General features: G+C 72.2%; 27 protein-coding genes. 14 read left to right on the top strand and 13 right to left on the bottom strand.

The window, feature by feature from the left end:
• Positions 1-149: 149 nt before the first annotated feature.
• On the top strand, positions 150-1784 hold the full coding sequence (locus PQI07_RS23125) for an alpha-D-glucose phosphate-specific phosphoglucomutase (RefSeq protein ID WP_075380093.1): 1635 nt from the start codon (positions 150-152) through the stop codon (positions 1782-1784).
• A 129-nt stretch (positions 1785-1913) separates the two neighbouring features.
• Here the strand turns inward: PQI07_RS23125 and PQI07_RS23120 are convergent, their stop codons facing one another.
• The gene (locus PQI07_RS23120) at positions 1914-2393 is read right to left on the bottom strand and encodes a GNAT family N-acetyltransferase (protein WP_043354689.1); all 480 of its coding nucleotides are present in this window, start codon (positions 2391-2393) and stop codon (positions 1914-1916) included.
• 192 nt (positions 2394-2585) lie between these two features.
• Here PQI07_RS23120 and rpsD point away from each other — a divergent pair, with 192 nt between their 5' ends.
• A complete protein-coding gene (rpsD, locus tag PQI07_RS23115) occupies positions 2586-3203 on the top strand; it encodes a 30S ribosomal protein S4 (protein ID WP_010686187.1) in 618 nt (205 codons plus the stop codon).
• A 111-nt stretch (positions 3204-3314) separates the two neighbouring features.
• Here rpsD and PQI07_RS23110 read toward each other — a convergent pair whose 3' ends face one another.
• Complete coding sequence (locus tag PQI07_RS23110) at positions 3315-3638, bottom strand: hypothetical protein (RefSeq protein WP_043379541.1); 324 nt, start codon at positions 3636-3638, stop codon at positions 3315-3317.
• 102 nt (positions 3639-3740) lie between these two features.
• Here PQI07_RS23110 and PQI07_RS23105 point away from each other — a divergent pair, with 102 nt between their 5' ends.
• The 5 genes from PQI07_RS23105 to PQI07_RS23085 all read left to right on the top strand — a co-directional run bounded on the left by PQI07_RS23105 (position 3741) and on the right by PQI07_RS23085 (position 7445).
• Positions 3741-4082 (top strand): DUF2293 domain-containing protein, encoded by a 342-nt coding sequence (locus tag PQI07_RS23105; protein ID WP_043756906.1) that lies wholly within the window; start codon positions 3741-3743, stop codon positions 4080-4082.
• A gap of 97 nt (positions 4083-4179) precedes the next feature.
• Positions 4180-4389, top strand: a complete 210-nt coding sequence (locus PQI07_RS23100) for a TOBE domain-containing protein (RefSeq protein WP_043350594.1) — start codon at positions 4180-4182, stop codon at positions 4387-4389.
• A gap of 151 nt (positions 4390-4540) precedes the next feature.
• On the top strand, positions 4541-5596 hold the full coding sequence (gene tsaD, locus PQI07_RS23095) for a tRNA (adenosine(37)-N6)-threonylcarbamoyltransferase complex transferase subunit TsaD (protein ID WP_043350596.1): 1056 nt from the start codon (positions 4541-4543) through the stop codon (positions 5594-5596).
• Positions 5593-6450, top strand: a complete 858-nt coding sequence (locus PQI07_RS23090; protein ID WP_043756909.1) for a GNAT family N-acetyltransferase — start codon at positions 5593-5595, stop codon at positions 6448-6450. The genes tsaD and PQI07_RS23090 overlap by 4 nt, the downstream gene beginning before the upstream one ends.
• On the top strand, positions 6447-7445 hold the full coding sequence (locus PQI07_RS23085; RefSeq protein ID WP_043350600.1) for an NAD(P)H-dependent glycerol-3-phosphate dehydrogenase: 999 nt from the start codon (positions 6447-6449) through the stop codon (positions 7443-7445). Before PQI07_RS23090 ends, PQI07_RS23085 begins: the two co-directional genes overlap by 4 nt.
• 342 nt (positions 7446-7787) lie before the next feature.
• On the opposite strand, the gene PQI07_RS23080 is transcribed toward PQI07_RS23085, so the two are convergent.
• Complete coding sequence (locus PQI07_RS23080) at positions 7788-10154, bottom strand: bifunctional diguanylate cyclase/phosphodiesterase (protein ID WP_274927502.1); 2367 nt, start codon at positions 10152-10154, stop codon at positions 7788-7790.
• A 246-nt stretch (positions 10155-10400) separates the two neighbouring features.
• On the opposite strand from PQI07_RS23080, the gene PQI07_RS23075 reads away from it, so the two are divergent.
• Positions 10401-10817 (top strand): EVE domain-containing protein, encoded by a 417-nt coding sequence (locus tag PQI07_RS23075; RefSeq protein ID WP_053608268.1) that lies wholly within the window; start codon positions 10401-10403, stop codon positions 10815-10817.
• A 24-nt stretch (positions 10818-10841) separates the two neighbouring features.
• On the opposite strand, the gene PQI07_RS23070 is transcribed toward PQI07_RS23075, so the two are convergent.
• Positions 10842-12377: a sensor histidine kinase gene (locus PQI07_RS23070; RefSeq protein WP_043346075.1), complete on the bottom strand. Its 1536-nt coding sequence runs from the start codon at positions 12375-12377 to the stop codon at positions 10842-10844.
• A 284-nt stretch (positions 12378-12661) separates the two neighbouring features.
• On the opposite strand from PQI07_RS23070, the gene PQI07_RS23065 reads away from it, so the two are divergent.
• The 5 genes from PQI07_RS23065 (at position 12662) to PQI07_RS23045 (ending at position 17290) form a co-directional block, all read left to right on the top strand.
• Complete coding sequence (locus PQI07_RS23065) at positions 12662-13117, top strand: (2Fe-2S)-binding protein (RefSeq protein WP_043346072.1); 456 nt, start codon at positions 12662-12664, stop codon at positions 13115-13117.
• 50 nt (positions 13118-13167) lie between these two features.
• Positions 13168-15363 carry a xanthine dehydrogenase family protein molybdopterin-binding subunit gene (locus tag PQI07_RS23060; protein ID WP_274927501.1) on the top strand — a complete coding sequence of 732 codons (2196 nt, stop codon included), beginning with the start codon at positions 13168-13170 and terminating at the stop codon, positions 15361-15363.
• 137 nt (positions 15364-15500) lie between these two features.
• Positions 15501-16118 carry a uracil-DNA glycosylase family protein gene (locus tag PQI07_RS23055; protein WP_043756914.1) on the top strand — a complete coding sequence of 206 codons (618 nt, stop codon included), beginning with the start codon at positions 15501-15503 and terminating at the stop codon, positions 16116-16118.
• 70 nt (positions 16119-16188) lie between these two features.
• Entirely contained in the window at positions 16189-16881 is a 693-nt protein-coding gene (pyrF, locus tag PQI07_RS23050; RefSeq protein ID WP_043346079.1) for an orotidine-5'-phosphate decarboxylase, read from the top strand.
• Positions 16882-16945: 64 nt separating this feature from the next.
• Entirely contained in the window at positions 16946-17290 is a 345-nt protein-coding gene (locus PQI07_RS23045; protein ID WP_043346068.1) for a DUF1330 domain-containing protein, read from the top strand.
• A 301-nt stretch (positions 17291-17591) separates the two neighbouring features.
• Here PQI07_RS23045 and PQI07_RS23040 read toward each other — a convergent pair whose 3' ends face one another.
• Positions 17592-18221 (bottom strand): TetR/AcrR family transcriptional regulator, encoded by a 630-nt coding sequence (locus PQI07_RS23040; RefSeq protein ID WP_043379529.1) that lies wholly within the window; start codon positions 18219-18221, stop codon positions 17592-17594.
• 152 nt (positions 18222-18373) lie between these two features.
• On the opposite strand from PQI07_RS23040, the gene PQI07_RS23035 reads away from it, so the two are divergent.
• Positions 18374-19144: an SDR family NAD(P)-dependent oxidoreductase gene (locus PQI07_RS23035; protein WP_043756918.1), complete on the top strand. Its 771-nt coding sequence runs from the start codon at positions 18374-18376 to the stop codon at positions 19142-19144.
• 105 nt (positions 19145-19249) lie between these two features.
• On the opposite strand, the gene PQI07_RS23030 is transcribed toward PQI07_RS23035, so the two are convergent.
• The 8 genes from PQI07_RS23030 to PQI07_RS22995 all read right to left on the bottom strand — a co-directional run bounded on the left by PQI07_RS23030 (position 19250) and on the right by PQI07_RS22995 (position 25472).
• On the bottom strand, positions 19250-19447 hold the full coding sequence (locus tag PQI07_RS23030) for a hypothetical protein (protein WP_012318739.1): 198 nt from the start codon (positions 19445-19447) through the stop codon (positions 19250-19252).
• Positions 19448-19650: 203 nt separating this feature from the next.
• On the bottom strand, positions 19651-20196 hold the full coding sequence (locus PQI07_RS23025; protein WP_446720967.1) for a cysteine hydrolase family protein: 546 nt from the start codon (positions 20194-20196) through the stop codon (positions 19651-19653).
• A gap of 187 nt (positions 20197-20383) precedes the next feature.
• The gene (locus PQI07_RS23020; protein ID WP_053608271.1) at positions 20384-20893 is read right to left on the bottom strand and encodes a ferritin-like domain-containing protein; all 510 of its coding nucleotides are present in this window, start codon (positions 20891-20893) and stop codon (positions 20384-20386) included.
• 290 nt (positions 20894-21183) lie between these two features.
• On the bottom strand, positions 21184-21783 hold the full coding sequence (locus tag PQI07_RS23015; protein WP_179698684.1) for a PAS domain-containing protein: 600 nt from the start codon (positions 21781-21783) through the stop codon (positions 21184-21186).
• A gap of 199 nt (positions 21784-21982) precedes the next feature.
• Positions 21983-22738 (bottom strand): ABC transporter permease subunit, encoded by a 756-nt coding sequence (locus PQI07_RS23010; RefSeq protein ID WP_274927500.1) that lies wholly within the window; start codon positions 22736-22738, stop codon positions 21983-21985.
• A 93-nt stretch (positions 22739-22831) separates the two neighbouring features.
• Positions 22832-23623 (bottom strand): taurine ABC transporter ATP-binding protein, encoded by a 792-nt coding sequence (locus PQI07_RS23005; RefSeq protein ID WP_274927499.1) that lies wholly within the window; start codon positions 23621-23623, stop codon positions 22832-22834.
• Entirely contained in the window at positions 23620-24654 is a 1035-nt protein-coding gene (tauA, locus tag PQI07_RS23000) for a taurine ABC transporter substrate-binding protein (protein WP_274927498.1), read from the bottom strand. The genes PQI07_RS23005 and tauA overlap by 4 nt, the downstream gene beginning before the upstream one ends.
• A 206-nt stretch (positions 24655-24860) precedes the next feature.
• Positions 24861-25472, bottom strand: coding sequence for a TetR/AcrR family transcriptional regulator (locus PQI07_RS22995; protein ID WP_246410693.1), 612 nt, complete (start codon positions 25470-25472; stop codon positions 24861-24863).
• Positions 25473-25495 lie beyond the last annotated feature (23 nt).

The following is a 25495-nucleotide window of genomic DNA, read 5'->3' as shown; positions in this document are numbered from 1 at the left end:
CTCCGGACCGGCCGGCGGCGGACAGGCGGCGGGTTCCGTCGCCCGATCCGGCGAAACCGCGTGAAAAAAGCCCGCCCCTGTCGCCGGGGCTGGTGACGCCAAGCTCCCGGACGGGCATTGAGGCGGGAGATTCCGGGAGACGCCCGCTTATGACGACTCCGACCACCGTCGCGACCACGCCCTTCCCCGACCAGAAGCCGGGCACCTCCGGCCTGCGCAAGAAGGTGCCGGTGTTCCGGCAGCCGAACTACGTCGAGAACTTCGTCCAGGCGATCTTCGACACCCTGCCCGACAAGGCGGGCGCGACCCTCGTGCTGGGCGGCGACGGCCGGTTCCTCAACCGCGAGGTGGTGCAGAAGACGCTGCGCCTCGCCGCCGGCAACGGCTTCGGCCGGGTCCTCGTCGGTCAGGGCGGCCTGCTCTCGACGCCGGCTGCCTCCTGCGTCATCCGGAAGGCCAAGGCGCTCGGCGGCATCGTGCTCTCGGCGAGCCACAACCCGGGCGGGCCGGACGGCGATTTCGGCATCAAGTTCAACGCCGCCAATGGCGGCCCGGCGCCCGAGACGCTGACGAACGCGATCTTCGAGCGGGCGAAGGCGATCACGGAATACCGCCTCGTGGAGGCCCCGGACCTCGACCTCGACACTCTGGGCGACACCCGCCTCGGCGCCATGACGGTGACGGTCATCGACCCGGTGGCCGACTACGCCGCGCTGATGCGTACGCTCATCGACTTCGACGCGGTGGCGCGCCTGTTCGCCTCCGGCTTCCGCATGCGCTTCGACGCCATGAGCGCGGTGACCGGCCCCTACGCGACGGCGATCCTGGAAGGGATGCTCGGCGCCCCCGCGGGCACGGTGGTCAACGCGGTCCCGAAAGAGGATTTCGGCGGTCACCACCCGGATCCGAACCCGGTCCATTGCCACGACCTGTTCGACCTGATGCAGGGGCCGGACGCGCCGGATTTCGGCGCCGCCTCGGACGGCGACGGCGACCGCAACATGATCGTGGCCCCGGGCCTGTTCGTGACGCCGAGCGACAGCCTCGCCCTGCTCGCCGCCCACGCCCACCGGGCGCCGGGCTACGCGGGCGGGCTAGCCGGTGTCGCGCGCTCCATGCCCACGAGCCGCGCCGCCGACCGGGTCGCGGCCGCGCTGGGCATCAAGGCCTACGAGACGCCCACCGGCTGGAAGTTTTTTGGCAATCTCCTCGACGCGGGCCTCATCACCCTGTGCGGAGAGGAGAGCGCCGGCACCGGCTCGAACCACGTGCGCGAGAAGGATGGGCTCTGGGCGGTGCTGCTCTGGCTCAACATCCTCGCCGCCACGGGCGAGCGGGCCGACGCGCTGGTGCGGGCGCACTGGCGCACCTACGGGCGCGACTACTACGCCCGCCACGACTACGAGGAGGTGGATTCGGACGCCGCCAACGGTCTGATGGACGCGCTCCGCGAGAAACTCGCCGGTCTGCCGGGCACGCGGATCGGCGACCTCACGGTCTCGACGGCCGACGAGTTCGCCTACCGCGATCCGGTGGACGGCTCGCTCACCGAGCGCCAGGGCATCCGGATCGGCTTCGCCGAGGATGCGCGGGCGGTGTTCCGGCTCTCCGGCACCGGCACCGCCGGGGCGACGCTGCGGGTCTACCTGGAGCGCTACGAGAACGCACCGGACCGCCTCGACTTGGCCGTTGCCGAGGTCCTGGCCCCGGTGGCGGCAGCGGCCCGCGCGATCGCCGAGATCGAGCCGCGCACCGGACGGCCTGAGCCGAGCGTGGTGACCTGAGGGGAGCCGGGAGACGCCTCGTCTTTGCGAGCGCCGCGAAGCAATCCAGAGGCGCCACGCTCTACGGCGGCGCGCCACCCTGGGTCGCTTCGCTGCGCTCGCGATGACGGTAAGGCCGGCGCCGATGCCTCAAACCAAGTCCTTCACCATGTGCACGGTGACGTCGTCGTCGCGGGTCCGGCCCGGTCCGTCGTAGAGCTCCTCCCGCTCCACCCGGTAGCCGAGCGCCCCGTAGAGGCGCAGGTTCGCCGTGTACTTCTTGTTGGTGTAGAGGCGCAGCCGCGCGAGCCCGGCCTCGGCCGCGACGGCGTCGGCCCGTCCCATCAGCCGGCTGCCGAAGCCCCGGCCCTGGAAGGCCGGGTGCACCGCGACGTTGACGACCAAGAGGTGATCGGCCTCGGCCCGCGTCTCGATCAGGCCGGCGAGATCCGGACCGGTCCGCAGCAGGTCGAAGCGGTGGTCCCGCAAAGCCTGCGCGTAATCCGCCTGCATGGGAATCGGCAGGCGCCCGATCACCGGGATCCATTTGGTGTAGGCCGCCTCCACCAGCGCCCGGATCGCCTCCGCGTCCGCGGCCGCGCCGCGCCGGACCACGACTGACTCGTCCATCTGACCTCTCACGGTTGACCGCGGCGCGTCCGTCCCCTAAAGACCCGCCGTCGATGGGGCTCCGCACGGGGCCCCGTCGCGTTTTCACGCGCACCCGTGGGCGGGATCCTCCCGCCCTGTCGTCCCGGACCGCGAAGGGCCGGGAAAAGGAGGGCGCGTTCCTCATTCTCGTCACGAGAGGACGCGGAAGATATGTCGAAGCGGATTCAGGCCAAGCACAAGCTCGACCGCCGCATGGGCCAGAACATCTGGGGCCGCCCGAAGAGCCCCGTCAACCGCCGCGAATACGGCCCCGGCCAGCACGGCCAGCGCCGCAAGGGCAAGATGAGCGACTTCGGCACGCAGCTGCGCGCCAAGCAGAAGCTCAAGGGCTATTACGGCAACATCACCGAGAAGCAGTTCCGCCGCTACTACGCCGAGGCGATCCGCCTGCGCGGCGATTCCGGCGAGAACCTCGTCGGCCTGCTCGAGCGCCGCCTCGACGCCGTGGTCTACCGGGCGAAGTTCGTCGCGACCCCGTTCGCCGCGCGCCAGTTCGTCAACCACGGGCACGTCAAGGTGAACGGCGTCCGCGTCAACATCCCGAGCTATCAGGTGAAGGCCGGCGACCTCATCGAGGTCAAGGAGTCCTCCCGCCAGCTCGAGATCGTCATCGTGGCGACCCAGCTCTCCGAGCGTGACGTGCCGGACTACATCGAGGCCGACCACGCCAAGATGACCGCCCGCGTCACCCGCATTCCCAGCCTGTCCGAGGTGCCCTACCCGGTGCAGATGGAGCCGAACCTCGTCATCGAGTTCTACTCCCGCTGATCCCGTCGCCCCGGCGACCGAGGAGGGGCTGCCCGTTCGGGCGGCCCCTTCGCGTTTCCGGACCCTCGTCCCGGACGAGGGCCTCCGGCGTCCGGGACGACCGCCCGGGCCTCAGCAGCCCTGGCAGATCGAGCCCATCGTGTGGCGCATCTTGCTGTCCCAGGCCTTCGAGCGGGCTTCGGCGGCCTTCTGAGCCTTGATCATCTCGGCCTGGTTCACGGGCTGCGGCAATCCGGTGGCTGCGGTGCCGCCCGGGGGTTTGGTCTGGCCGGTGGCCGTGGTCCGGCGGCCGCTGACCTGGGAACCCGCCGTGGCCGGGGACGCGGCAGAGCCCGGATTGGTGCCCGGATTCATGCCCGGAGCCGGGCCCTGGGCCAGCGCCGGCGCCGCCCCGAGGAAGAGGCCGAGAAGCAGCGCGGGACGAAGAATTGCCATGGACCTGATCTCCCCGGCGGAGGATCCCGTGCAGGCCCCGCCTCATCTGAGGCCGATCCTACCCGATCGCTCCGTTAAAATCATGCCGTCGGCAGGCCTGCGATGAGCGTTGGATCGCCGCCGCTGAATCGCCGGGACGCCGTCGCCGCGGCGCTGGCCCGGCTTGCCCCGCGCCTCCCGGATTTCGAGGCGGAGGCCGCCCTCGACCGGGCGCTGGCCAGCCCGGGCCTGCGCCGGGCCGCCCCGGAGACCGCGGCACGCCTCGCCCTCATCACGTACGCGCGCCACGTCTTCACCGATTACGACGACCTCCTGGCCGACGGATACGACCGGGACAGCGCCCGGCACTTCGTCCTCGACGATCTCAACGCCGCGCTGGCCGCCTGGGGAGCCGCGCCGGTCCCCGAGGACGAGGCCGGCGAGCCTGAGGCCGATCCGCGCTGAGGCGGTCGCGCGGGACCCCGCCATGCTGTAGGAGACCTGCCCGAGGCCGCCCGACGCGACCTGTTCCGGTGCGGCTTATGGAGCGAGGCAGCAGACCATGAAGATCAGCGCGCGCAACGTTCTCAAGGGTACGGTCCTCTCCGTGGACAAGGGGGCGACCACCTCCCACGTGAAGATCGAGATCAGCCCCGGCCAAGTGGTCACCGCTTCGATCACCAACGAGGCCGTCGAATCCCTCAAGCTCGTCGCCGGCGGTCCCGCCTACGCGGTGATCAAGGCTTCCGACGTCATGGTCGCCGTCGACTGAGGGCGTCCTCGCGCCATCCCCTCATCCCGAGGCCTGCCCTGCGCTCCGGCACCGCAGGAGGCGGATGGGACGGACGGCTGAGACCATGCTCCGCTTTCGCGCCGTGACCGCCGGCGGATAGGATGCGGTCCGGATCGGAGGAGTTCAACCCGTGCAGAAGACCGTGCTCGGCATCGAGACCACCTGCGATGAGACCGCCGCCGCCGTGGTGTCGGTCGACGAGGATGGTGTCGGCCAGATCCGCGCCAACGAGGTCCTGAGCCAGATCGCCGAGCACGCGGCCTATGGCGGCGTCGTGCCGGAGATCGCCGCCCGCGCCCACGTGGAGGTGCTCGACCGGCTGATCGCCCGTGCCCTCGACCGGGCCGGGACCGGCTTCCGGGACCTCGACGGCATCGCGGTGGCCGCCGGCCCCGGGCTGATCGGCGGCGTGCTGGTCGGCCTCGTCACCGCCAAGACCCTGGCGCTCGTGACCCGCAAGCCCCTGCTCGCCGTCAACCATCTGGAAGCCCACGCGCTCACGGCGCGGCTCACCGACGGCGTCGCCTTCCCGTACCTGCTGCTCCTGGTCTCGGGCGGCCACACCCAGCTCGTCGCCGTGCGCGGCGTCGGCGACTACGTGCGGCTCGGCTCGACCGTCGACGACGCCATCGGCGAGGCTTTCGACAAGGTCGCCAAGCTCCTCGGCCTCGGCTATCCCGGTGGTCCCGCGGTCGAGCGCATGGCCGAGGCCGGCGATCCCGAGCGCTTCGCCCTGCCCCGGCCGATGCTCGGCCGCCGCGAGGCCGACTTCTCCCTCTCGGGCCTCAAGACCGCCGTGCGGATCGAGGCCGAGCGCATCGCCCCGCTGGCCGAGCGCGACGTCGCCGATCTCTGCGCGAGCTTCCAGGCCGCCGTGGTCGACGTGGTGGTGGACCGCGCCCGGGTCGCCCTGCGCGCCTTCTCGGACGTGGCCGGACGGCCCACCGCCCTGGTGGCGGCGGGGGGCGTGGCGGCCAACGGTGCCATCCGGCGGGCGCTGGCCGCCCTGGCCGGCGAGGCGGGCCTGAGCTTCGTGGCGCCGCCCCTGCCGCTCTGCGGCGACAACGGCGCGATGATCGCCTGGGCCGGGCTGGAGCGCCTGCGCCTCGGGCTGGTGGACGACCTCACGGCCCCGGCGCGGCCCCGCTGGCCGCTGGCGGCCCGGGCGGCGGTGCCGGCCGGATGAACCCGGCGGACCGGCGCACGCATTGGCGGGATCTGGTGGAGCGCCGCCTGCCCGAAGCCGTCCGTCCGGACTGGCCGGTGCGGCTCGACCATTGCTTCGCCCGTATCCTCCTGGACAATGCCTGCGGCGGCCCCTGGCGCGACCATACCCGCCCGCCCGCCTATGCCACCATGCCGCTCGGTCAGCTCGAGATCGCGATCGCGCTGGGCGAGGCGGTGCTCGCCGGCCGTGCGGACCTCGCGCTCCTGAACCGCCGCTCCCTGGCCTGGCGCGGCAAGATCGCCGCCGCCCCGGTGCCGGAGGCCCTCCGGGACGGCGACCTGACCCTCCGCCGCTGGCGGCCGGAGGATACGGCGCCCTTCGCGGCGCTCAACGCCGATCCGGCGGTGATGGCTCATTTCCCGCGGCCCCGGACCGAGGCGGAGAGCGCCGCCGAGGCCGGCCTCTGCGACCGCCGCTTCGTGGCGGACGGGTTCGGCCCCTGGGCCCTGGAGCATGCGGGCCGGTTCATCGGCTTCGCCGGCCCGATGCGGATCCTGCGACCCCTGCCCTTCCCGGGGGGCGACCGGCCCGGAACGACGGTCGAACTGGCCTGGCGCCTCGCACGCGAGGCCTGGGGCCACGGCTTCGCCACCCGGGCTGCGCGGCTCGCCCTCGCCGATCTCGCCGGGCGCTGCAGGATCCGGAGCGTCGTGGCCTTCACGGCGGTCGGCAACGACCGCTCCCGGGCCGTGATGGAGCGCCTCGGCCTGAGGCCGGCCGGGACATTCCCGCATCCGGCGGTGCCGGAGGGGCCGCTGCGCGCGCACGTGCTCTACCGGCTGGACTGCGCGGACAGGGAGGAAGCGGCATGAGCGCGGAGACCCCGATCAACGTCGTCGGCGGCGGGGCCTGGGGCACGGCGCTGGCCAACGCCGCCGCCGGGGCCGGCCATCCCGTCACCCTCTGGCTGCGCGATGCGCAGGCCGCGGCCGCCCTCCAGGCCCAGCGGGAGAATCCGCGCTACCTGCCGGGCGTGCCGCTGCATCCCGCGATCCGCGCGACGGCCGATGCCGACGCCCTCGCGGGCGCCCGGGCGACGCTCGTGGTCGTGCCCGCCCAGACCATGCGCGGCGTGCTGGAAACCCTGCGCGGTCCCCTGGCCAGCGCCGGGCCGGTGATCCTCTGCGCCAAGGGAATCGAGCGCGGCAGCGACAGTTTCATGAGCGCGGTGGCCGAGCAGGTCCTGCCCCCCGGTGTGCCCGTGGCGGTCCTGTCCGGCCCGAGCTTCGCAGCCGACGTCGCCCGCGGCCTGCCCACCGCCGTGACCCTGGCGGCGGCCGATGCCGGCCTCGCCGCCGGCTTGAGCGCCCTGCTGTCCGGGCCGAGCTTCCGCCTCTACCACACCGACGACGTGCGGGGCGTCGAGATCGGCGGCGCCGGCAAGAACGTGCTGGCCATCGCCTGCGGGATCGTGGTGGGGCGCGGCCTCGGTGAGAGCGCCCGGGCGGCGCTGATCGCCCGGGCCTTCGCCGAACTGATGCGCTTCGCCCGCGCCTTCGGCGGGCGGCCCGAGACGCTGATGGGGCTCTCGGGGCTCGGTGACCTCGTGCTCACCGCCTCCTCGCCGCAATCGCGCAACTTCGCCTTCGGCCAGCGGCTCGGCGCCGGCGCCAGCCCGGCCGAGGCCGCGGGCGGCAAGCTCGCCGAGGGGGCCTTCACCGCCGCGGCCCTCGCGGGCCTCGCCGCCGCGAAGGGTCTCGAGATGCCGGTGGCGGAAGCCGTCGCCGCCATCGTGGCCGGCTCGGCCAGCGTCGACGACGTGATCGCCGGCCTGCTGGCCCGGCCGCTGCGCGGGGAGACCGACTGAGGGCGCCCTCCCCGGGGCGTCCTCCCCGGGGCGGAGGCCGCCGACGCGCCCGGCGCCCGGACCCGGGACCGCGCATCCGGGTTTCTGGCGGGCGCTGGGGGCAGGCCCTGCGTGATCCGTCACGGCTCCGCCCCGATCCGCCGCCCAGGGGCTCGGCCCTCTGGGCGCGTGGCTGTCGACGACGGGGCCGGGGGCGCTGCGCGGAGCGCCTCCCCGGATCGCGGATCGGACCCGCGACAGCGTCGGCAGCCCGACCGCGGGGCCGCCATCGACCACCTCCGCCGGGATGAGCCGGCGCCGGGGCCGCCCCTCTTCGAGATGAGGCGACCGGCCCGATGCGCCTCAGGCCACGGCGGCCGCCCGGTCCGGCGCCGCGCCGTGGGTGTGGGTGGAAAAGCGCGCGATCGGCTCGGGTCGGCCCAGCAGATAACCCTGGGCGAGGGTGCAGTTCTCCTGCGCCAGGAAGGACAGCTCCTCGGCGGTCTCCACGCCCTCCGCCACCACGGCGAGCCCCAGACCCCGACCCAGCCCCAGCACGGAGCGCACGATCGCGGCCCCCTGCGGGTTGCTGTGGACCGCCTTGATGAACGAGCCGTCGATCTTGATCCGGTCGAACGGGAAGGCGCGCAGGTTCGACAGCGAGGAATAGCCGGTGCCGAAATCGTCCATGGCGATCTGCACGCCGAGCGCCTTGAGCTGGCGCAGGGTGAGGAGCGCCCGGGCCGGATCCCGGATCAGCGCGGTCTCGGTAATCTCGATCTCGAGGCGTTCCGCCTTCAGGCCGGCTTCGAACAGGGTCCCGTGGACGAACTGGACGAAGTGCGGGTTGTGGAGCTGCACCGCCGAGACGTTGACGGCGATCGCCAGAGGGTTCGGCCAGCTGGCCGCCGCCCGGCAGGCCTCCCGCAGCACCCAGGCCCCGATCTCCAGGATCGCCCCGGTCTCCTCGGCGATCGGCACGAACACGGCCGGGGGGATGCTGCCCCGGGTGGGGTGGCGCCAGCGCAGCAGCGCCTCGAAGCCCGTCACCGCGCCGGTGCCGATCTCGCTCTGCGGCTGATAAACGAGCTCCAGCTCCCCCCGGGTCACCGCGTGGCGCAGGTCGTGCTCCAGCTGCCGCCGGTCGCGGATCTGCGCACCCATGCTGGCGTCGTAGCGCCGAAAGGTGCCGCGGCCCTCGTTCTTGGCCCGGTACAGGGCGGCGTCGGCGTGGCTCAGGAGCGCACGCTGGTCCGCGGCGTCGTCGGGATAGACCGCGATGCCGATGCTGGTGGCGATCACCGGGCCGGAGGCGGCCGGCACCGCGGCCAGGGTGGACAGGATCCGCTCGGCCAGCCGCTCGGCGGACCCCTCCGCCTGCGGCGTCAGGATGGCGAACTCGTCGCCGCCCAGCCGGGCCATCAGCTGTTTCGCGTCGAGGAGGCCGCCGGCCCGGAGGGCGAGATCGCGCAGCATCGCGTCGCCGGCTGCGTGTCCGAACAGGTCGTTGACCTCCTTGAAGCGGTCGAGGTCCAGGCACAACACGGCGAGGCGGCCGCCCTGGGCGTCCGCGGCGCGGATCTCCCGCTCCAGCCGCGCGTGGAAGCTCGTGCGGTTGGCCAGCCCCGTGAGCGCGTCGTGGTGGGCGAGGTAATGGATCTCGCTCTCGGCCCGGCGCCGGGCGCGCAGGTCGCGCACCGCCACGGCGTGGTGCGGCAGGCGCCCGTACTCGGCGACGGGACGCATGATCACCTCCACGGGGATCGTGCCGCCGCTCGCCGGGACGAGGTCGGCCTCGAGGGGCTGGTCGACCGTTCCGGCCCCGGCGGCGACGCCCGGCAGGTACAGGGCCAGGTTCGTGCCCACGAGGTTGGGGGCCCCGGTGCCGGCGAGCCGGGCGAAGGCCTCGTTGGCGCTGACGATCTCGCCGCCGCGGCAGACGACGAGACCCTCCACCGCCGCGTTGGCGAGGCTGCGCAGCCGCTCGCGCTCGAACTCGGCACGCTTGCGGTCCCGCAGGTCGAGCACCAGGGCAGCCCCGGCGAGCAGCAGGATCAGGAAGCTCGCCGCCGCCACCGCGGCGGCGAGCCAGGCGGTGCGGATGGCGCTCGCGTGGATCTCCACGGTGGGGTCCGGCAGGATGGTCACGGCCGCCATGCCGGTGAAATGATGGCCGCAGATCGCCAGGATCAGCAGCGCGCCGCCGCCGAACCGGCCCCGGACCGTGGTGGCCGACAGCCCGACCACCAGGGCGGCGGCGCCAAACGCCGCTGCGAGCCCGACCGAGATCACGACCGGGACGGGATTCCACACAAGGTGTCCCGGCACCTGAAAGGCGGCCATGCCGGTATAGTGCATCACCGCGATGCCGCACCCCACCACGGCGCCGCCGAGCGCCGCCTGGATCCTCCGGCCGGTCGTGGCCAGGGCGAAGCCGAGCCCGGTGATCGCCACGGCATCGACGTAGGAGAGGAGGGTCAGCCCGACGCCGTAGCCCGACGGCAGCCCGGGCTCGAAGGCGAGCATCGCCAGGAAATGCGTCGCCCAGATCCCCGACCCGCCGGCGGCGGCGGCCACGGTGAGCCAGATGTAGCGGTTGCGGCCTCCGGCCCGGCCGGCATGAATGAGGAGTTCCAGCGCCGTCGCACTCGCCAGCGTGCAGACGAGTGCCGCCAGGACCACCAGCCAGAAGTTGTGCTCTCCGGCGAAGCAGCCGACCAGTGACAGCATGTATGCAACCGGAGATTATTAAGAGATGCTCTTAAGCCACGTTTGGCATCCAGAATTTAATATTCAGCCAACAGCATCCCTCGATAAGCGAGATTTTACTGATCTTTAACGACGTCTCATGCGTCGGCCCTCGGTGCGCCGAGCGCGCCGAGCGCGACGGACGCGGCGCTGGCCTGTTCCCGGAGGCCGAAGCTGGGCTATGGCGGGGCATGCCGCCCGGCCGGGCGGTCCACGGGACCTTCAGCGATGGCGTACTGGCTGTTCAAATCCGAGCCCGCGACCTGGTCGTGGGACCAGCAGGTCGCGGCCGGTGAGGCCGGCACGTACTGGAACGGCGTGCGCAACCACCTCGCCAAGAAGCAGCTGATGGCCATGCAGGTCGGCGAGCAAGGCTTCTTCTACCACTCGAACGAGGGCAAGGCGGTGGTCGGCATCGTGGCGGTGATCCGCCCCTACTATCCCGATCACACGGACGAGACCGGCCGCTTCGGCATGGTCGACGTCAAGGCCGTGCGGGCGCTGCCCCGCCCTGTGACGCTCGAGGCGATCAAGGCCGATCCGGCCCTGGCCGACATGGTGCTGGTCAACAATTCCCGCCTGTCGGTGCAGCCGGTGACCGAAGCCGAATGGGCCCGGATCCGTGCGCTCGGCGGCCTCGACTGAGCGGGGCGGCCCGACAGGCGCGGGTCACGCCGCGCGGTTGAGGGGACTGCGCGCGGGGGCCACCACCTCCGGCTCGACCTCGACGGCCGGCAGCGTGTCCATGACCCGGGAGGCCGGCAGCGTCACCACCACCTCGGTGCCCTCGCGGGGCTTGGAGGACAGCTGGAACTGCCCGCCATGCAGTTCCACCAGGCCCTTCACGATCGGCAGGCCCAGCCCGGAGCCCTGCTCGGCGGTCTTGATCGCCAGGGAGCCGCGCCCGAACGAGGACAGGACCGTGCCGAGTTCGTCTTCCGGGATGCCCGGGCCGCTGTCCTTCACCGAGACGTATTGGCCGCCCGACGCGGTCCAGCCGACCTTCAGCCAGATCTCGCCGCCCGGCGGCGTGAACTTCACGGCGTTCGACAGGAGGTTCAGCACGATCTGGCGGAGCGCCCGCTCGTCCGCCCAGAGCCGCGGCAGCGAGCCGTCCACGAGATCGTGGAACGTCTGGTTCTTGGCCTTGGCCCGCAGGCCCATCATGTGGCGGCACTCCTCCACCACGTGGGCGAGCTGCACCGGCTCCTCGTTGAGTTCGTAGCGCCCCGCCTCGATCCGCGACAGGTCGAGGATCTCGTTGATCAGGTTCAGGAGATGCATCCCGCTGTCGTGGATGTCGTGCGAGTATTCCCGATAGGACGGCGCCGTGTGGGTGCCGAACACCTCGTTCTTCATCACTTCCGAGAAGCCCAGGATGGCGTTGAGCGGCGTCCGCAGCTCGTGGCTCATGGTGGCGAGGAAGCGCGACTTGGCGAGGTTGGCCTCTTCGGCCCGGCGGCGGGCCTCGTCGGAATTGGCCTTGGCCTGTTCCAGCTCGCCGAACACCGCGTCCTTCTCGGCCCGGGAGCGCAGGGCGCCCACCGTCGAGGTGTAGAGGCGGCGGGAGAGGCCGAGGAAGAAGACCTGCGCGCCGCCGGCCATCACCACCAGCATCAGCAGGTCCATCCCGCGGGAGAAGGCGGCGAGGGACACGGTGGCGAGCGCCAGCGGCACCAGGGCGGCGATGGCGGCCAGCGGCACCGTCGCGGCCAGCATGGTGGTGACGGCGGAGGCGATGACGAGGCCGAACAGCGCGAAGGTCCAGCCGCCGGTGGTGCCGAGCCCGATCATCGCGGACCACGACAGGCTCTGCAGCACCTCGCCGATCAGGAAGCGCCGGCGCCAGCGGGCGAGCGGGATCGTCGCCGGGTCGGCGCGGAGGAAGCGCCGGCTCAAGGTGGTGTTGAGCGTGATCATCAGGAACACGCCGAGCGCCCAGGCCGCCGCCACCGGCGGCGCGATCCAGAAGGTCGCCGCCGTGGCGAGCGCCGCCGCGAATCCCACCAGCGGGATGCCCGCGCCGGCCCGGTACTGGGCGTAGTGGCGCAGCAGCTCGTAGTCGAAGGCCCGCTCCAGGCCGGTCTGCGAGGTCAGCTTCTCGCGGGCCGAGCGGATTTCCCGGGCGACCCCGAGGCGGCGCGCCGCCTCCTCCGTCGAGGGGCCGCGACCGCGCTGGACCATCTCGACGGTGAGATCGGGCATGCGCGTCTTGAAACTCGGCTCGATTCCGCGGACGGGCGGCGGTGGCTGGGAAGCACGCCGTGAAGATGAGGCGGATGTGTTAAGAAGCGGCTGCCGGCATCCCTTCAATCTTAAGCATCGGGGGCTGTATCGAGGCTGTGCCGCCGCCGGATTGAAGTGCGGTGCCGCACATCGTGTCCGGGCATGGGCTCGCTATTTAAGGGTGCGTGCTCGCTTACCCGTGCGAGGCCGCACGCCGTGATCCGGGCTGCCCGGATGCCCGCGTCGAGAAAGGGTCGCCGACCATGCCGAATCTCACCGTCAACGGTGTCACGCACGCGGTCGACGCCGACCCCGACATGCCCCTGCTCTGGGTGCTGCGCGACCGGCTCGACGCCACCGGCACCAAGTACGGCTGCGGCATCGCGCAGTGTGGCGCCTGCACGGTCCATCTCGACGGGCAGCCGGTCCGGTCCTGCCAGACGCGGCTTGGCGATGTCGGCACCGCGCAGGTGACGACCATCGAGGGCGTGTCGGGCCGCGTGGCCGAGGCCGTCCAGGCGGCGTGGCGCAAGCTCGACGTGGTCCAGTGCGGCTACTGCCAGTCCGGCCAGATCATGTCGGCGATCGGCCTGCTCTCGGGCAACGCCAAGCCCAGCGACGCCGACATCGACGGCGCCATGGACGGCAACATCTGCCGCTGCGGCACCTACCAGCGCATCCGCGCGGCGATTCACGAAGCCGCGCGCAGCCTCGCCTGATCGGCCTGACGCCTCACCTTCCCCGCGGTCCCGACCGGAGCCTCGCCGCCATGCTGAACGCCCGTCGACCGAATCCCCTGCCCGCCCGTCCCAGCCGCCGCGGCCTGCTCGCCGGCGCCGGCGCCCTCGTGGTCGCGTTCCGGCTCGACCCGAAATCCGCCCGCGCGGCATCCGGCCCGAACCTCGCCGACGTCAAGGCGCAGCCCAACGCCTTCGTGCGGATCGGCGCCGACGACACCGTCACGGTGGTGATCAAGCACCTCGACATGGGCCAGGGGAACACGACCGGCCTCGCCACCATCCTGGCCGACGAGCTCGGCGCCGACTGGTCCAAGGTCCGCACCGAATTCGCCCCCGCGGATGCGACGCTCTACAACAACAGCCTGATGGGCCCGATCCAGGGCACCGGCGGCTCCACCGCGGTGGCCAATTCCTGGTTCCAGCTGCGCAAGGCGGGTGCGGCCGCCCGCGAGATGCTGATGGCCGAAGCCGCCTTCCGCTGGAAGGTGCCGGTTTCGGAGATCACGGTCGCCGACAACATCGTGCGCCACGCGCCCTCCGGCCGGCAGGCCCGGTTCGGGGAACTCGCCGCCTCGGCCGCCTCCCTGCCGGTCCCCTCCGAGCCGCGGCTCAAGGATCCGAGCGAGTGGCGGCTGATCGGCCAGACGATCCCGCGCCTCGATTCCGTGGCCAAGACCAACGGCACGGCGATCTACTCGCTGGACATCCGCCGCCCCAACCAGGTCACCGCGGTCGTGGCCCGGGCACCGCGTTTCGGCGCCACCGTGAAGAGCTTCGATGCCGCCGCCGCCCGCAAGGTCGCCGGCGTCCTCGACGTGGTGCAGGTGCCCACCGGCGTGGCGGTGATCGCCCGCGACACGTGGTCGGCCATGAAGGGCCGCGAGGCGCTTACCGTCGCCTGGGACGACAGCACCGCCGAGACCCGCTCGTCCGACGCGATCCTCGCGGAGTACCGTGAGCGGGCCAAGGGCCCCGGCCTCACGGCCTCCGAGCGCGGCGACCCGCAGGCGGCGCTGAGAGGGGCCGCCAAGGTCGTCGAGGCCGAGTTCACCTTCCCCTACCTCGCCCATGCGGCGATGGAGCCCTTGAACGCCACGATCGAGCGGGCGGCCGACGGCGGCTACGACGTCTACGCGGGCTTCCAGTTCCAGACCGTCGAGCAGGCGACGATGGCGGCGATCCTCGGGGTGACGTCCGACCGGGTCCGCCTCCACAGCAACTGGGCCGGCGGCTCCTTCGGCCGCCGGGCGACCCCCACCGCCGACTACCTCGCCGAAGCCGCGACGGTTCTGAAGGCGTCGGGCGAGAAGGCCCCCGTGCACCTCGTCTGGACCCGCGAGGACGACATGGCCGGCGGCTATTACCGCCCGACCGTGCTGCACAAGGTCCGGGCCGGCATCGACGCCAAGGGCGCGGTGGTCGGCTGGGACCACGTCATGGTCGGCAAGTCGATCATGATCGGCTCGCCCTTCGAGGCGATGATCGTCAAGAACGGGATCGATTCCACCACCGTGGAGGGCGCCTCCGACACGCCCTACGCGCTGCCGGCCTACCGGTTCGGCGTCCATAACGGCCGCGAGGGCGTGCCGGTGCTCTGGTGGCGCTCGGTCGGCCACACCCACACGGCCCACGTGATGGAGGTGATGATCGACGAGCTGGCCCATGCCGCCAACGTCGATCCGGTGGCCTACCGGCTCTCCCTCCTGACCCAGGCGCCGCGGCTGTCCGGCGTGCTGAAGCTCGCCGCCGAGAAGGCCGGATGGAGCGCCAAGCCGCAGGATCCGGGCCGCGGCCTCGGGGTCGCGGTCCACGAATCCTTCGGCTCGTACGTCGCCATGGTCGCCGACGTCACCGCTCAGGAGAACGCGGTCCGGGTGAACCGGATCGTGGCGGCGGTGGATGTCGGCGTTCCGGTCAACCCGGACGTGATCCGCGCGCAGGTCGAGGGTGCGGTGGGCTTCGCCCTGTCGTCGGTGCTGCGCAACCGCATCACCCTCAAGGACGGGCAGGTGCAGGAGCACAATTTCGACGCCTACGCGCCGACCCGGATGAGCGAGATGCCGACGGTCGAGGTTCACATCGTGCCGAGCCAGGTGGCGCCCACCGGGATCGGCGAGCCGGGCGTGCCTGTGCTCGGGCCGTCGATCGCCAACGCGGTCTTCGCCGCCACCGGCCGGCGCCTGCGCTCCCTGCCTCTCGACCTCTCGGGCGTGAAGGGCGCGTGAGGAATCGCACGTTCCACCGGCCCGGTTCGGCGTAGGGAGGAGAGGCCTTCCCCCCAAGGCAAGAGACCCGACTGAAGACGGCGCGGCGCGACACCGCGCCGTTTCTTTTTTCTGCGCCGATGCGCCATCTCCGGGGCATGCCCGCCTTCGACGACACCGCCGCGCGCCTGCGCGCCTGCCGCCTCTGCCGGGACAGCCCGCTCTACGGTCCGCCCCTGCCCCAGGAGCCCCGGCCGATCGTGCAGGGCTCGGCCACGGCCCGCCTGTGCATCGCCAGCCAGGCGCCCGGCACGCGCGCCCACCGCACGGGCCAGCCGTTCACCGACCCGTCGGGCGTGCGGCTGCGGTCCTGGCTCGGCCTCGACGAAGCGCAGTTCTACGACGCGGCCCGGGTCGCCATCGTGCCGATGGGATCGTGCTTCCCCGGCCTAGACGCCAAGGGCGGCGACCGGCCGCCGCGCCGGGAATGCGCCGAGCGCTGGCGGGCGGAGCTGTTCTCCGGCCTGCCCGACCTCGAACTGATCCTGGTGATCGGCCAGTACGCGCAAGGCTGGCATCTCGGACGGATGGAGGGCGGGCTCACCGGCACGGTGCGCCGCTGGCGGGAGATCCTCGCCGAGCCCCGGCGCCCCCGGGTGCTCCCCCTGCCCCACCCGTCCTGGCGCAACAACGGCTGGCTGAAGCGCGAGCCCTGGTTCGAGGCGGAATTGCTGCCGGTGCTGCGGGCCGAGGTGGTGCGGGTGATGGCGGGGTGAGGCGGCGATGCCGGCATTGACCTCGCGGGCGTTCCGCGGAATCGCTGCCGCGACCCCGAAGGACGCCCCGATGACCGAGATTGCCGACCCCCGCGACCGCCTGATCGTGGCCCTCGACCTGCCGAGCGTGCAGGCGGCCGAGGCGCTGATCGACCGGATCGGCGACGCCGCGACCTTCTACAAGATCGGCTACCAGCTGGGTTACGCGGGCGGCCTCGCCCTGGCCGAGCGGCTGGCGGCCCGCGGCCTCAAGGTCTTCCTCGACCTGAAGCTCCACGACATCGGCAACACCGTCGAGGAGGGCGTGCGCTCGGCCTCGGGCTCCGGCGCCACCTTCCTCACCGTCCACGCCTACCCGCAGACCATGCGGGCGGCGGTCCGCGGCCGGGGCGCGGGGCTCAAGATCCTCGCCGTGACGGTGCTCACCTCCTACGACGATGCCGACGCCGCGGAGGCCGGCTACGGCCTGCCGGTGGCGGAGCTCGTCGCCAAGCGCGCCGCCCAGGCCGCCGAGATCGGCATCGACGGCCTCGTCTGCTCGGCTGCCGAGGCGGGCTCGGTCCGGCGCATCGTCGGCCCGGACCGGCTGATCGTCACTCCGGGCATCCGCCCGGCGGGCACCGAGGCCGGCGACCAGAAGCGGGTGATGACCCCCGGCGATGCCCGAAAGGTCGGGATCGACCATGTGGTGGTCGGGCGCCCGATCACCGGCGCCGCCGACCCCCGCGCGGTGGCGCAGGCGATCGTGGCGGAACTCGCCTGAACCGGACCGGGATTGCCTTCGCGCCGATCGGATCCACTTCGCTCCGCAAGGCAGGAGACGCAGCATGACGAAGGGCTACTGGATCGCGCGGGTCGATGTCCGCGACGCGGAGGCCTACAAGGCGTACGTGGCGGCCAACGGTGCCGCCTTCGCCAAGTTCGGCGGTCGCTTCCTCGTGCGCGGCGGCGCCCACGAGGCGGTGATGGGGCCGGCCCGATCCCGCAACGTGGTGATCGAGTTCCCGAGCTATGCCGACGCCCTCGCCTGCTGGAACTCCGACCTCTACCAGGCGGCCAAGGCCAAGCAGCGCGGCGGCGTCGAGGCCGAGATCCTGGTGATCGAGGGCTATGACGGCCCGCAGCCGAGCGCCTCCGAGCCGGCGCCGGAGGCCGGTCCGGCTTCCGAGTAGATCGCAGCGAAGGGGCCACGCGGAGTCTCGCGCGGCCGAGCCGGGCACCGGACGGGGCTCTGGATTTCGGGGCCTGCGCGCAGTCGGGGAATGACGGAGGTGTCGTCCCCGGCCGCCATCGCATCCGGCGGCGCGGTGTCCGCGCTGGCGATCGCCACTGTCCCGGCGCGCCGCTTCGCCCCTGTGGGGCGGGGGGCGGAATGCCGACGTTGGACCGGCCGTCAGAGCGGGACCATGGAGGCGGGTCCTCCGGGGCGGCCGCGATGCCGCCGGCGACGATCCCGGATCTCGTCCGGTCGCGCTACGACAGCGGCCTCCGCGGCGCGAGGCTTCGCAGCAGGAAGGCCGTCATCGCGGCCACGGGCGGCACCGGCTGAAGACTGGAGCTGCCCACCAGCAGCGGATGGGTGTAGCGGGCGATGGCGGCGTGGATGCAGGCGGCCGCCTCGACCGGATCGGCGGCCTCGAATTCGCCCCGGGCCACCCCCTCGCGGATGATCCGCTCGAACCCGGCGGTGATCCGGGCCACGTGATGACGGCAGACGTCCCAGCTCTCCACCATCGCCGCCTCGATCATCTCGTGCAGGCGGGGAAACGTCTCGCAGCGGCGGGTGCAGTCGCGATGCAGGGTCTCGATCGCCGCCACGAGGCGCGCGGTGGCGTCGAGGCCCGGCCGGTCGGCGATCTCCGAGATCACCGCCTCGCTCTCGCCGATCAGCCGCTCCAGCACCGCCTCGTTGATCGCCTTCTTCGACTCGAAGAACCGGTAGACGTTGGCCGGACTCATCTTGAGCGTCCGGGCGATGTCGGCCACGGTCGTCTTCTGATAGCCGATCTCGCGGAAATACGTGCCCGCCGTCGCCAGGATGCGGCTCCGCGTGTCGGGCGCGCACTCCTCTGCGATCGCGTGGGGCGTTTCGTCCAGGGACATGCGTCCTCACTAGGCCATGCGGCCGTGGGGCGTCAAAGACGCGAACCCGGATCGGGTTCCCCTGCGGCCGGTGCGCGCGCCCGGAACCCGCCCCGGCGACACCCATTGCCCCCGCATCCGGCCGCCATGGCGGTGCCAGCGAGAGAGTCCCGATGAGCTTCACCGACACCCGTGCCCTGGTCACCGGGGCCGATTCCGGCATCGGGCAGGCGACGGCGGAACTGCTCGCCCGGGCAGGCGCCGACGTTGCGATCACCTATCACAGCGACGCGGACGGCATCCGCGAGACCGCCGCGCGGGTCGAGGCCGCGGGCCGCCGGGCCCTGGTGCTCCAGCTCGATGTCGGCGATCCGGCGGCCGTCACGGCGGCCTTCGACCGTATCGGCAGCGAGCTCGGCACCCTCGACATCCTCGTGGCCAATGCCGGACAGGCCATGAGCGGGATACCGGTCGCCGAGATGGACGACGCGGTCCTGGAGCGGATCCTGCGGGTGAACCTCATGGGACCGCTGTTCTGTGCGCGCCCCTTCATCAAGATGCGCCGAGCGCAGGGCGGGAACGGCAAGATCGTGTTCGTCTCCTCCGTGGCCCAGCACCTGCCCACCCCTGAGAGCGCGCCCTACGGGATGTCGAAGGCGGGGCTCGGCTCCCTCTGCCGCTCCCTGTCGCGGGAACTCGCCGAGGACCGGATCAACGTCAACAATGTCGCCCCGGGCCTGATCGAGACGCCGATGACCGCGGACCGGTTCGAGCGGTCGGAGGTTCTGGACCAGTCCCTGGAGCGGATCCCGTGGCATCGGGCCGGCCAGCCGGAGGAGATCGCTCAGGCGATCCTGTATCTGGCCTCGGATGCCGCGGCCTACGTCACCGGCCACACTCTGGTGGTCGATGGCGGCCTGACGATGCAGTGGGGTGGCGCCTGAACGACGAAGCGCGGCGCCGGGCTCAAGATCCGGCGCCGCACTTCGAGATAGTCTTCGACCGGCGCCGGGGCTGCCGGTGATGCCACCAAGCCCTCGGGCAGGCCCTCAGGACCCGAATTGCGAGCCCAGCCGCTCGAGGTACTCGGCCAGGTCGACGCCCCCGACACGCTTGCCGTAGTCGAAGCGCATCCCCTGGCGGATGTCGACGCTGGCATCCCGGGTGGTCAGGGTGAAGGGACGGACGCAGACCCAGGCCCCGTCGCGGCGGTGCTCGAAGTAGCCGAGGATCTCGTGCTTGGCCATAACCTTTCCTCCGGGACCGTGTTCAGGATCATAACGGTCGCGCAGGCCGCTGGTTCGCGCGGCGCGACTGTTTTTCGCGTGCGGCGGCGCACGGATCGAGTGTTCGAGATCCGGGATGGTCGCGGACGGCTCGCGCAGATCTCGCCTGAGCTTGGCTATTACGGTGCGAATGTTCGGCCCTGTCCGGAGGGCGGCGGGCCGGGTCAGTGCCAGAGATCGAGGATCTCGGCGGTCGTCATGGTCTCGACCTGGTGGCCGTAACGCATCCGGTACATCAGCAGGAGGGCGTCGTGCGCCGCGTCGCAGGAGCTGCACAGGGCGTCGGCGGCCAGCACGATCCGGTAGCCGAGATCGACGCCGCCGAGCACGGCGGCCAGCACGCAGACATCCGTCTCGGCGCCGGTGACGATCAGCGTATCGACAGCGCGCGCCCGCAGGCGCGCGTCGAGGCCGGTCTCGAGCCAGGGCGAATAGACGGTCTTGTCGACGACCTCCGCGGGCGGGACCATCCGGGCGAGATCCGGGACGAGGTCGATCATGCCGGCGTCGAGGCGCTCCCGGGTCATGGCGGCCCAACGCTGCGAGTAGGTCGCCCAGGTGCCGCGGCCCTCGCCCGGCCGGGCGGCCGGGATGAAGCGGGTGAAGATGGTCCGCTCCGGATGCGCCGCCGCGAGGCGGCACACCTGCGGCAGGACGCGGTTCATCCACGGGGTCTGCCAGTCGGTGGGCTCGGCGAACATGCGCTGCATGTCGATGCAGAGATGGACGCAGCCCCTCCCCAGGGCCCCTCCGGAGGCTTTCCCCTCCGGCCGGGGAGCGTTCGTCGATCGACCGCTTCCAGTGTCCATGTGCGCGCAATCAGGCCGGGTCGGCGTTGGTGTGAGGGTCGTCGGACGCGGCCGTCCCCGCCCCGCTTCGGGCGGGGACGGCGCGACGTCAGCGATCGGCCTTGGCGCCGGCCACCGTCAGGGAGAGGTAGCGCTCCGTGATCGGACGGATCAGCTTGCGCACCGCATCCGCCATGGCCTGCTCCTCCTTGAGCGACTGCTCGAAGGCGCTCCGGTGGCCCTGCTGTCCGGCGGCGTCGCTGATCGTGAGCAGCGACTCGTAGGCGGCGATCTCGAAATTCTCGAAGGCGTGGTTGGCGTAGGTGTTCTTCAGGATCTCGTCCTGGGCCGGGGTGTGACCGAGCGCCATCATGTTCCCGACGAAGCCCAGGAAGCCCTCCTTGAGGGCCGAGGGGCTGTCGCCCAGGCTCTGGAGCGCCTCCTCCAGGCGCTGGCGCTGCCCGTGCGTCTCCTCGATGTGGCGGCGCAGGGCCTGTTCCATCTCGGGGTAGCGCTCCAGACGCTCGACCTGCCGCTCCATGATCTGCAGCGCCTGCATCTCCACCGCATGGGTATTCTTCAGGGCCGTGACGTAGATCTCGCGGACGTCCATGGTCATGGCGTTTGCCTCGTAGCAGTTGCGAGCCTGATGGCTCGTTCAACCAGCAAACACAGGCGCCGCGCGGCCAAGTTCCGGTCGGAAGGTCGCAGGAGGAGGCGCCGATCGAGCCTGTCCTGCGCCGTTTCGGGATCCGGACCGGCGCGGTTCCGGATCGAACGCCTCCGGCGCGCCCTCGACGCCCCGGACTGACGGCGCGGGTCAACCGGCCGGCGGCGTCGATGGGGAGACGCGGCTCCGGCGCCACGGTCGTCGCCCTGGCCGCCGCCTCGACGGGAACGGGGCCCCAATCAGTGCAGGGCGTCGCCGCGCTCGGTGCGCTGGCGGTCCGCGAGGCGCCGGCCGATCTCGATCAGCAGCGTCTCGGTCAGCGCCACCAGGGCGGTGTCGCCGAGCTGCGAGACCGTGTCGTGCAGCGAGAGACACAGGTCGGCGGTCCGGCTGAGGGCGTCGTCGATCGTGGCCCCGTCGCGCTTCGCGAAGGCTGTGCCGGCGGACTTGCTGTCCGAGATCTCGACGATCACCCCCCGGCCGGTGGACGGTCGGCCGTCCTGATCGAGGTAGAAATGCCCGCGGGTGAACAGCCACCGCAGCCGGCCTTCCGGGGAGCAGACGCGGTACTCGGCCGTGTAGGAGCCGCCCGTGCGGACGCAATCCAGGATGACCTGCGAGATATGCGGCTGGTCGTCCGGATGGACGGCCTCCAGGAGCTCGGCGAGGCTGACGCCGGCCCGCGACCGGGCCGGGCTGATGTTGAACAGCAGGGCGCTCACCGGATCGGCCCGCGCCTCGTCCCGGAGAATGTCCCACATCCAGAAGCCGACGCCGCCCGAGGCTTCGAGAGCCGCTACCAGAGCCGCCTCGGACACATCCTCGTCCGTTTGGGCCATCCGTGGCATCCCCGAGCGCATCGCCAAAACGGCCGCTGCCGCGCGCGCCCTCCGATCGTACACACTCCGTATCCCGTTGGGATCTGCAAGCGACACAATTAAGTGCGCATGTTGAGGGCGCAATATTGACCTGCGGCATTCCCTCCCCGCCGCCGCATCGGCGTCTCGTCCGGGAGCGTGGACTCGGGTCGGTCGCCCCTCAAGCCCTGCCCTTCCAGGGGACCAGCACGCGCTCCAGGCACCGCATCCCGAACTCGAACAGTCCCGCGAACAGGCCGATCACCAGGATGCCCATCAGCACCACGTCGGTGCGCAGGAAGTTGGACGCGTTGAGGACGAGCTGGCCGAGGCCGGCCTGGGCCGCCACCATCTCGGCGGCCACCAGGGTGGTCCAGCCGACGCCCATGCCGATCCGCAGGCCGATCAGGATCTCCGGCAGGGCTGCCGGGAAGACCACGTGGCGCAGGACCTGCCAGGGGCTCGCCCCCAGGGCGCGCGCCGCGTTGATCTGGTCGACCGAGGCGGAGCGCACCCCCGCGCGCGCGGCGAGCGCCACCGGGGCGAGGCAGGCGAGGAAGATCAGCAGCACCTTCGACAGCTCGCCGATCCCGAACCAGATGATCATCAGCGGCAGGTAGGCGAGCGGCGGCAGCGGCCGGTAGAACTCGATCGGCGGGTCGAGGATGCCCCGGGCGATCCGGCTCGTGCCCATGGCGAGCCCGACGGGGATCCCGACCAGGGTGGCGAGCCCGAAGGCGCCGAGGACGCGCAGGAGGCTGTCGCGGATGTGGATCCCGAGCGGGGCGCCGTCGATCGCCCCGCGCCAGGCCTGCCCGAAGGCCGACAGGACCGCCTCCGGCGGCGGCAGGAACAGCGGCTTCACCCAGCCGGCGCCCGTGGCGACCACCCAGAGGCCGAGGGCCGCGAGCACGGTTGCGACGCTGACCGCCGGCACCGGGATCCCGCCGCGGCGACGGGGTCCGGGGCGCGCCGGCGGATCCGCCGCGGAGCCCGAGGCCGCGTCCCGCGCCGTGCGGGGCGGCCCCGCTCATCGGACGGCCTCGGGCCGGGCGTCGGCACCGTGGCGGATGCGCTCGAGGACGCGCTCCCGCACGGCGATGAAGGCGGGATCCGACTTCACGGCCCGCGTATCGCGGCCGCCGACCGCCGCCCAGGAGAAGGGCAGGTCCAGCGTCTCGACGATGCGGCCGGGCCTCGGGCTCATGATCACCAGCCGGGTCGCGAGGAACACCGCCTCCTCGACGTCGTGGGTGATGAAGAAGGCCATCTTGCCGGTCCGGTGCCAGATCCGGAGGATCAGCTCCTGGATCTGCTCGCGGGTGAGGGCGTCCAGCGCGCCCAGCGGCTCGTCCATCAGCAGGACACGCGGGTCTCCGGCCAGCGCCCGGGCGAGGCCGACCCGCTGCTGCATGCCGCCCGAGAGCTCGTAGACCTTCCGATCGGCGCAGTCGGGCAGGCCCACGAGGTCGAGCATCGCGCGGGCGATCCGCCGCCGCTCCGCCCGGGGCACGCCCCGCATCTTGGGGCCGAAGGCCACGTTCTCGGCCACGTCCAGCCAGGGCATCAGCGCGTGGCGCTGGAACACCACGCCCCGCTCGGCCCCCGGGCCCCGGATCGGGGCCCCGTCGAGGAGGATCTGACCCTCGGTGGGCGGGAGGAAGCCCGCGATCGCCGAGAGCAGGGTGGTCTTGCCGCAGCCCGAGGCGCCGAGCGCCACCACGAACTCCCCGGGGCCGATGGTCAGGTCGATCCGCGACAGGGCGGCGACCGCGCCGGCACCCTGTCCGTAGCGGACGCTCAGGTTGCGGATCTCGATCATCGGCCCTCCGGTCCGGGGACAGGCCCTTTCCGGGCCGCGTCCACGACGTCCGTCGTGACGAACCGGCCGTAATCCGGCGCCAGCGCCTGGACGCGCCCCTGCGCCTTCAGGAACGCGGCGGTCTCGGTCAGGGCCTTGGCGGCGGCACCGCCGAGCCAGGCCGGGGAGGCCTGCGCCTCGAGGGTCGGGAACCGGTAGGCCGCGAGACTCGCCGGCACCTGCGCCGGCGCCGAGCCGGTGATCCGGGCCACCGCCGCCACCTCGGGCGCGTCGGCATTCCAGGGCTTGGCGGCATAAGCCGCGTCCTGGGCGGCGATCAGCTTGACGAGCGTCACCAGGAAATCCCGATTCGCGGCCGCCCAGGCGCGGTCGACCACGAGGCCGTCGAAGGTCGCCTTGCCCCGGCGGGCGAGGTCGCCGGCCGAGACCACCACCGTGCCGGATGGCTTCACCCGGGCGAGCACCGGATCCCAGATGAAGGTCGCGTCGATGTCGCCCCGCTCCCAGGCGGCGGCGATCTCGGGCGGGCGCATGTTGAGGATCCTGACATCCGCTTGGCCGAGCCCGGCCTCCGCCAGGGCGGCGATCAGCTGGTAATGCGCCGTCGACACGAACGGCACGGCGATCGTCTTGCCGCGCAGGTCGGCCACGCGCGTCACGCCGCTGCCGGCGCGGGCCACGAGCTGCTCGGCGTCGGCGATCTCGTCGAGGATCCAGAACAGCTGGATATCGAGACCCTGCGACGCGGCGGCCGCGATCGGGCTCGATCCCGCCTCGCCGATCTGGACGCTGCCCGAGGCCATGGCGCGGATCACGTCGCCGCCGCCGAACTTGCGCCAGTGGACGGTGTAGCCGGTCGCCTTTTCGAGGGCGCCCGAGGCCATCAGCGCCCGGAACGGCACCACCATGTCCTGGTGGGCGAAGGTGACCTCCTTGTCGGCGGCCCGGGCGAGGCCGGGTGCCAGAAGGCCGAGAACCAGCGTTGCCAGGGTCGCGAGCGCGACGGGGCGGTGCGTACCGACGGATGTCATGACGTGAAGTCCCCCTCCAGCCGGCCGACTCACAAGCGCGTCGGCCGGACGATGGCAGGGTCGGCCACGCTTGGCTTCGGAGGCAAGGGGGTTTGGGCCGGAGCGGCCGGAACCGCGGTGTCTCGTGCGGCCACGGTCGAAGGCGGTCTGATCGCGCGGGCCGGCTGCCCTGCGGGGTCACGCCGACCGGCCCCCGGCCGGAGCACCTAGCGAACCAGCCGCTCGACGATCGCCCGCACCTGCGCACGGTCGGCGGGGTGCGGGTCGACCGAGCGATGGATCGTCAGGCCCTCGATCATCGCGTCGAGGGCCTTGGCGGTCTCCGGCGCGAAGTGCCGCTCCAGGGCGGCGCGGCTCTTGGCCATCCAGTCCTGCATGACCCGGCGCAGCGGCGGGTTCCGGGCCGCGAAGGCATAGAGTTCGTAGCTCAGCAGCATCGTGCGCGGGCTCGCCCAGACGTCGCGCACGATCAGGTCGACCACGGCCTCGCAGGCCTCGTCGAAGGTCGTGGCCGCTGCGAGCCGGTCGGCGAACCGCGCCGAGACCGTGTCGGCGAGCCGGGTGAACGCTTCCGTCAGCAGCGCGTCCAGGCTGTCGAAATGGTAGGTCATGGAGCCGAGCGGCACGTCGGCCGCCGCCGCGACCCGGCGGTGGGTCGTGCCGGCGACGCCGTGTTCGGCGACGACGTCGAGGGTCGCCTGGACGATGCGTGCCCGGCGATCCGGGTCGAAACGGCGCTGGGCGGTGGGCAGGGCAATCTCCGCGGATCCGGGATCACGTCCGCCCCACTGTAGCGCGCGCGGCCTGGATACGTACATATGTACGCATGGCGAGATCGCGC

Origin of the sequence: Methylobacterium sp. 092160098-2 (genome assembly GCF_028920805.1) — a bacterium.
Taxonomy (GTDB): domain Bacteria; phylum Pseudomonadota; class Alphaproteobacteria; order Rhizobiales; family Beijerinckiaceae; genus Methylobacterium; species Methylobacterium fujisawaense.
This window is presented reverse-complemented; position numbering and strand designations above follow the sequence as displayed.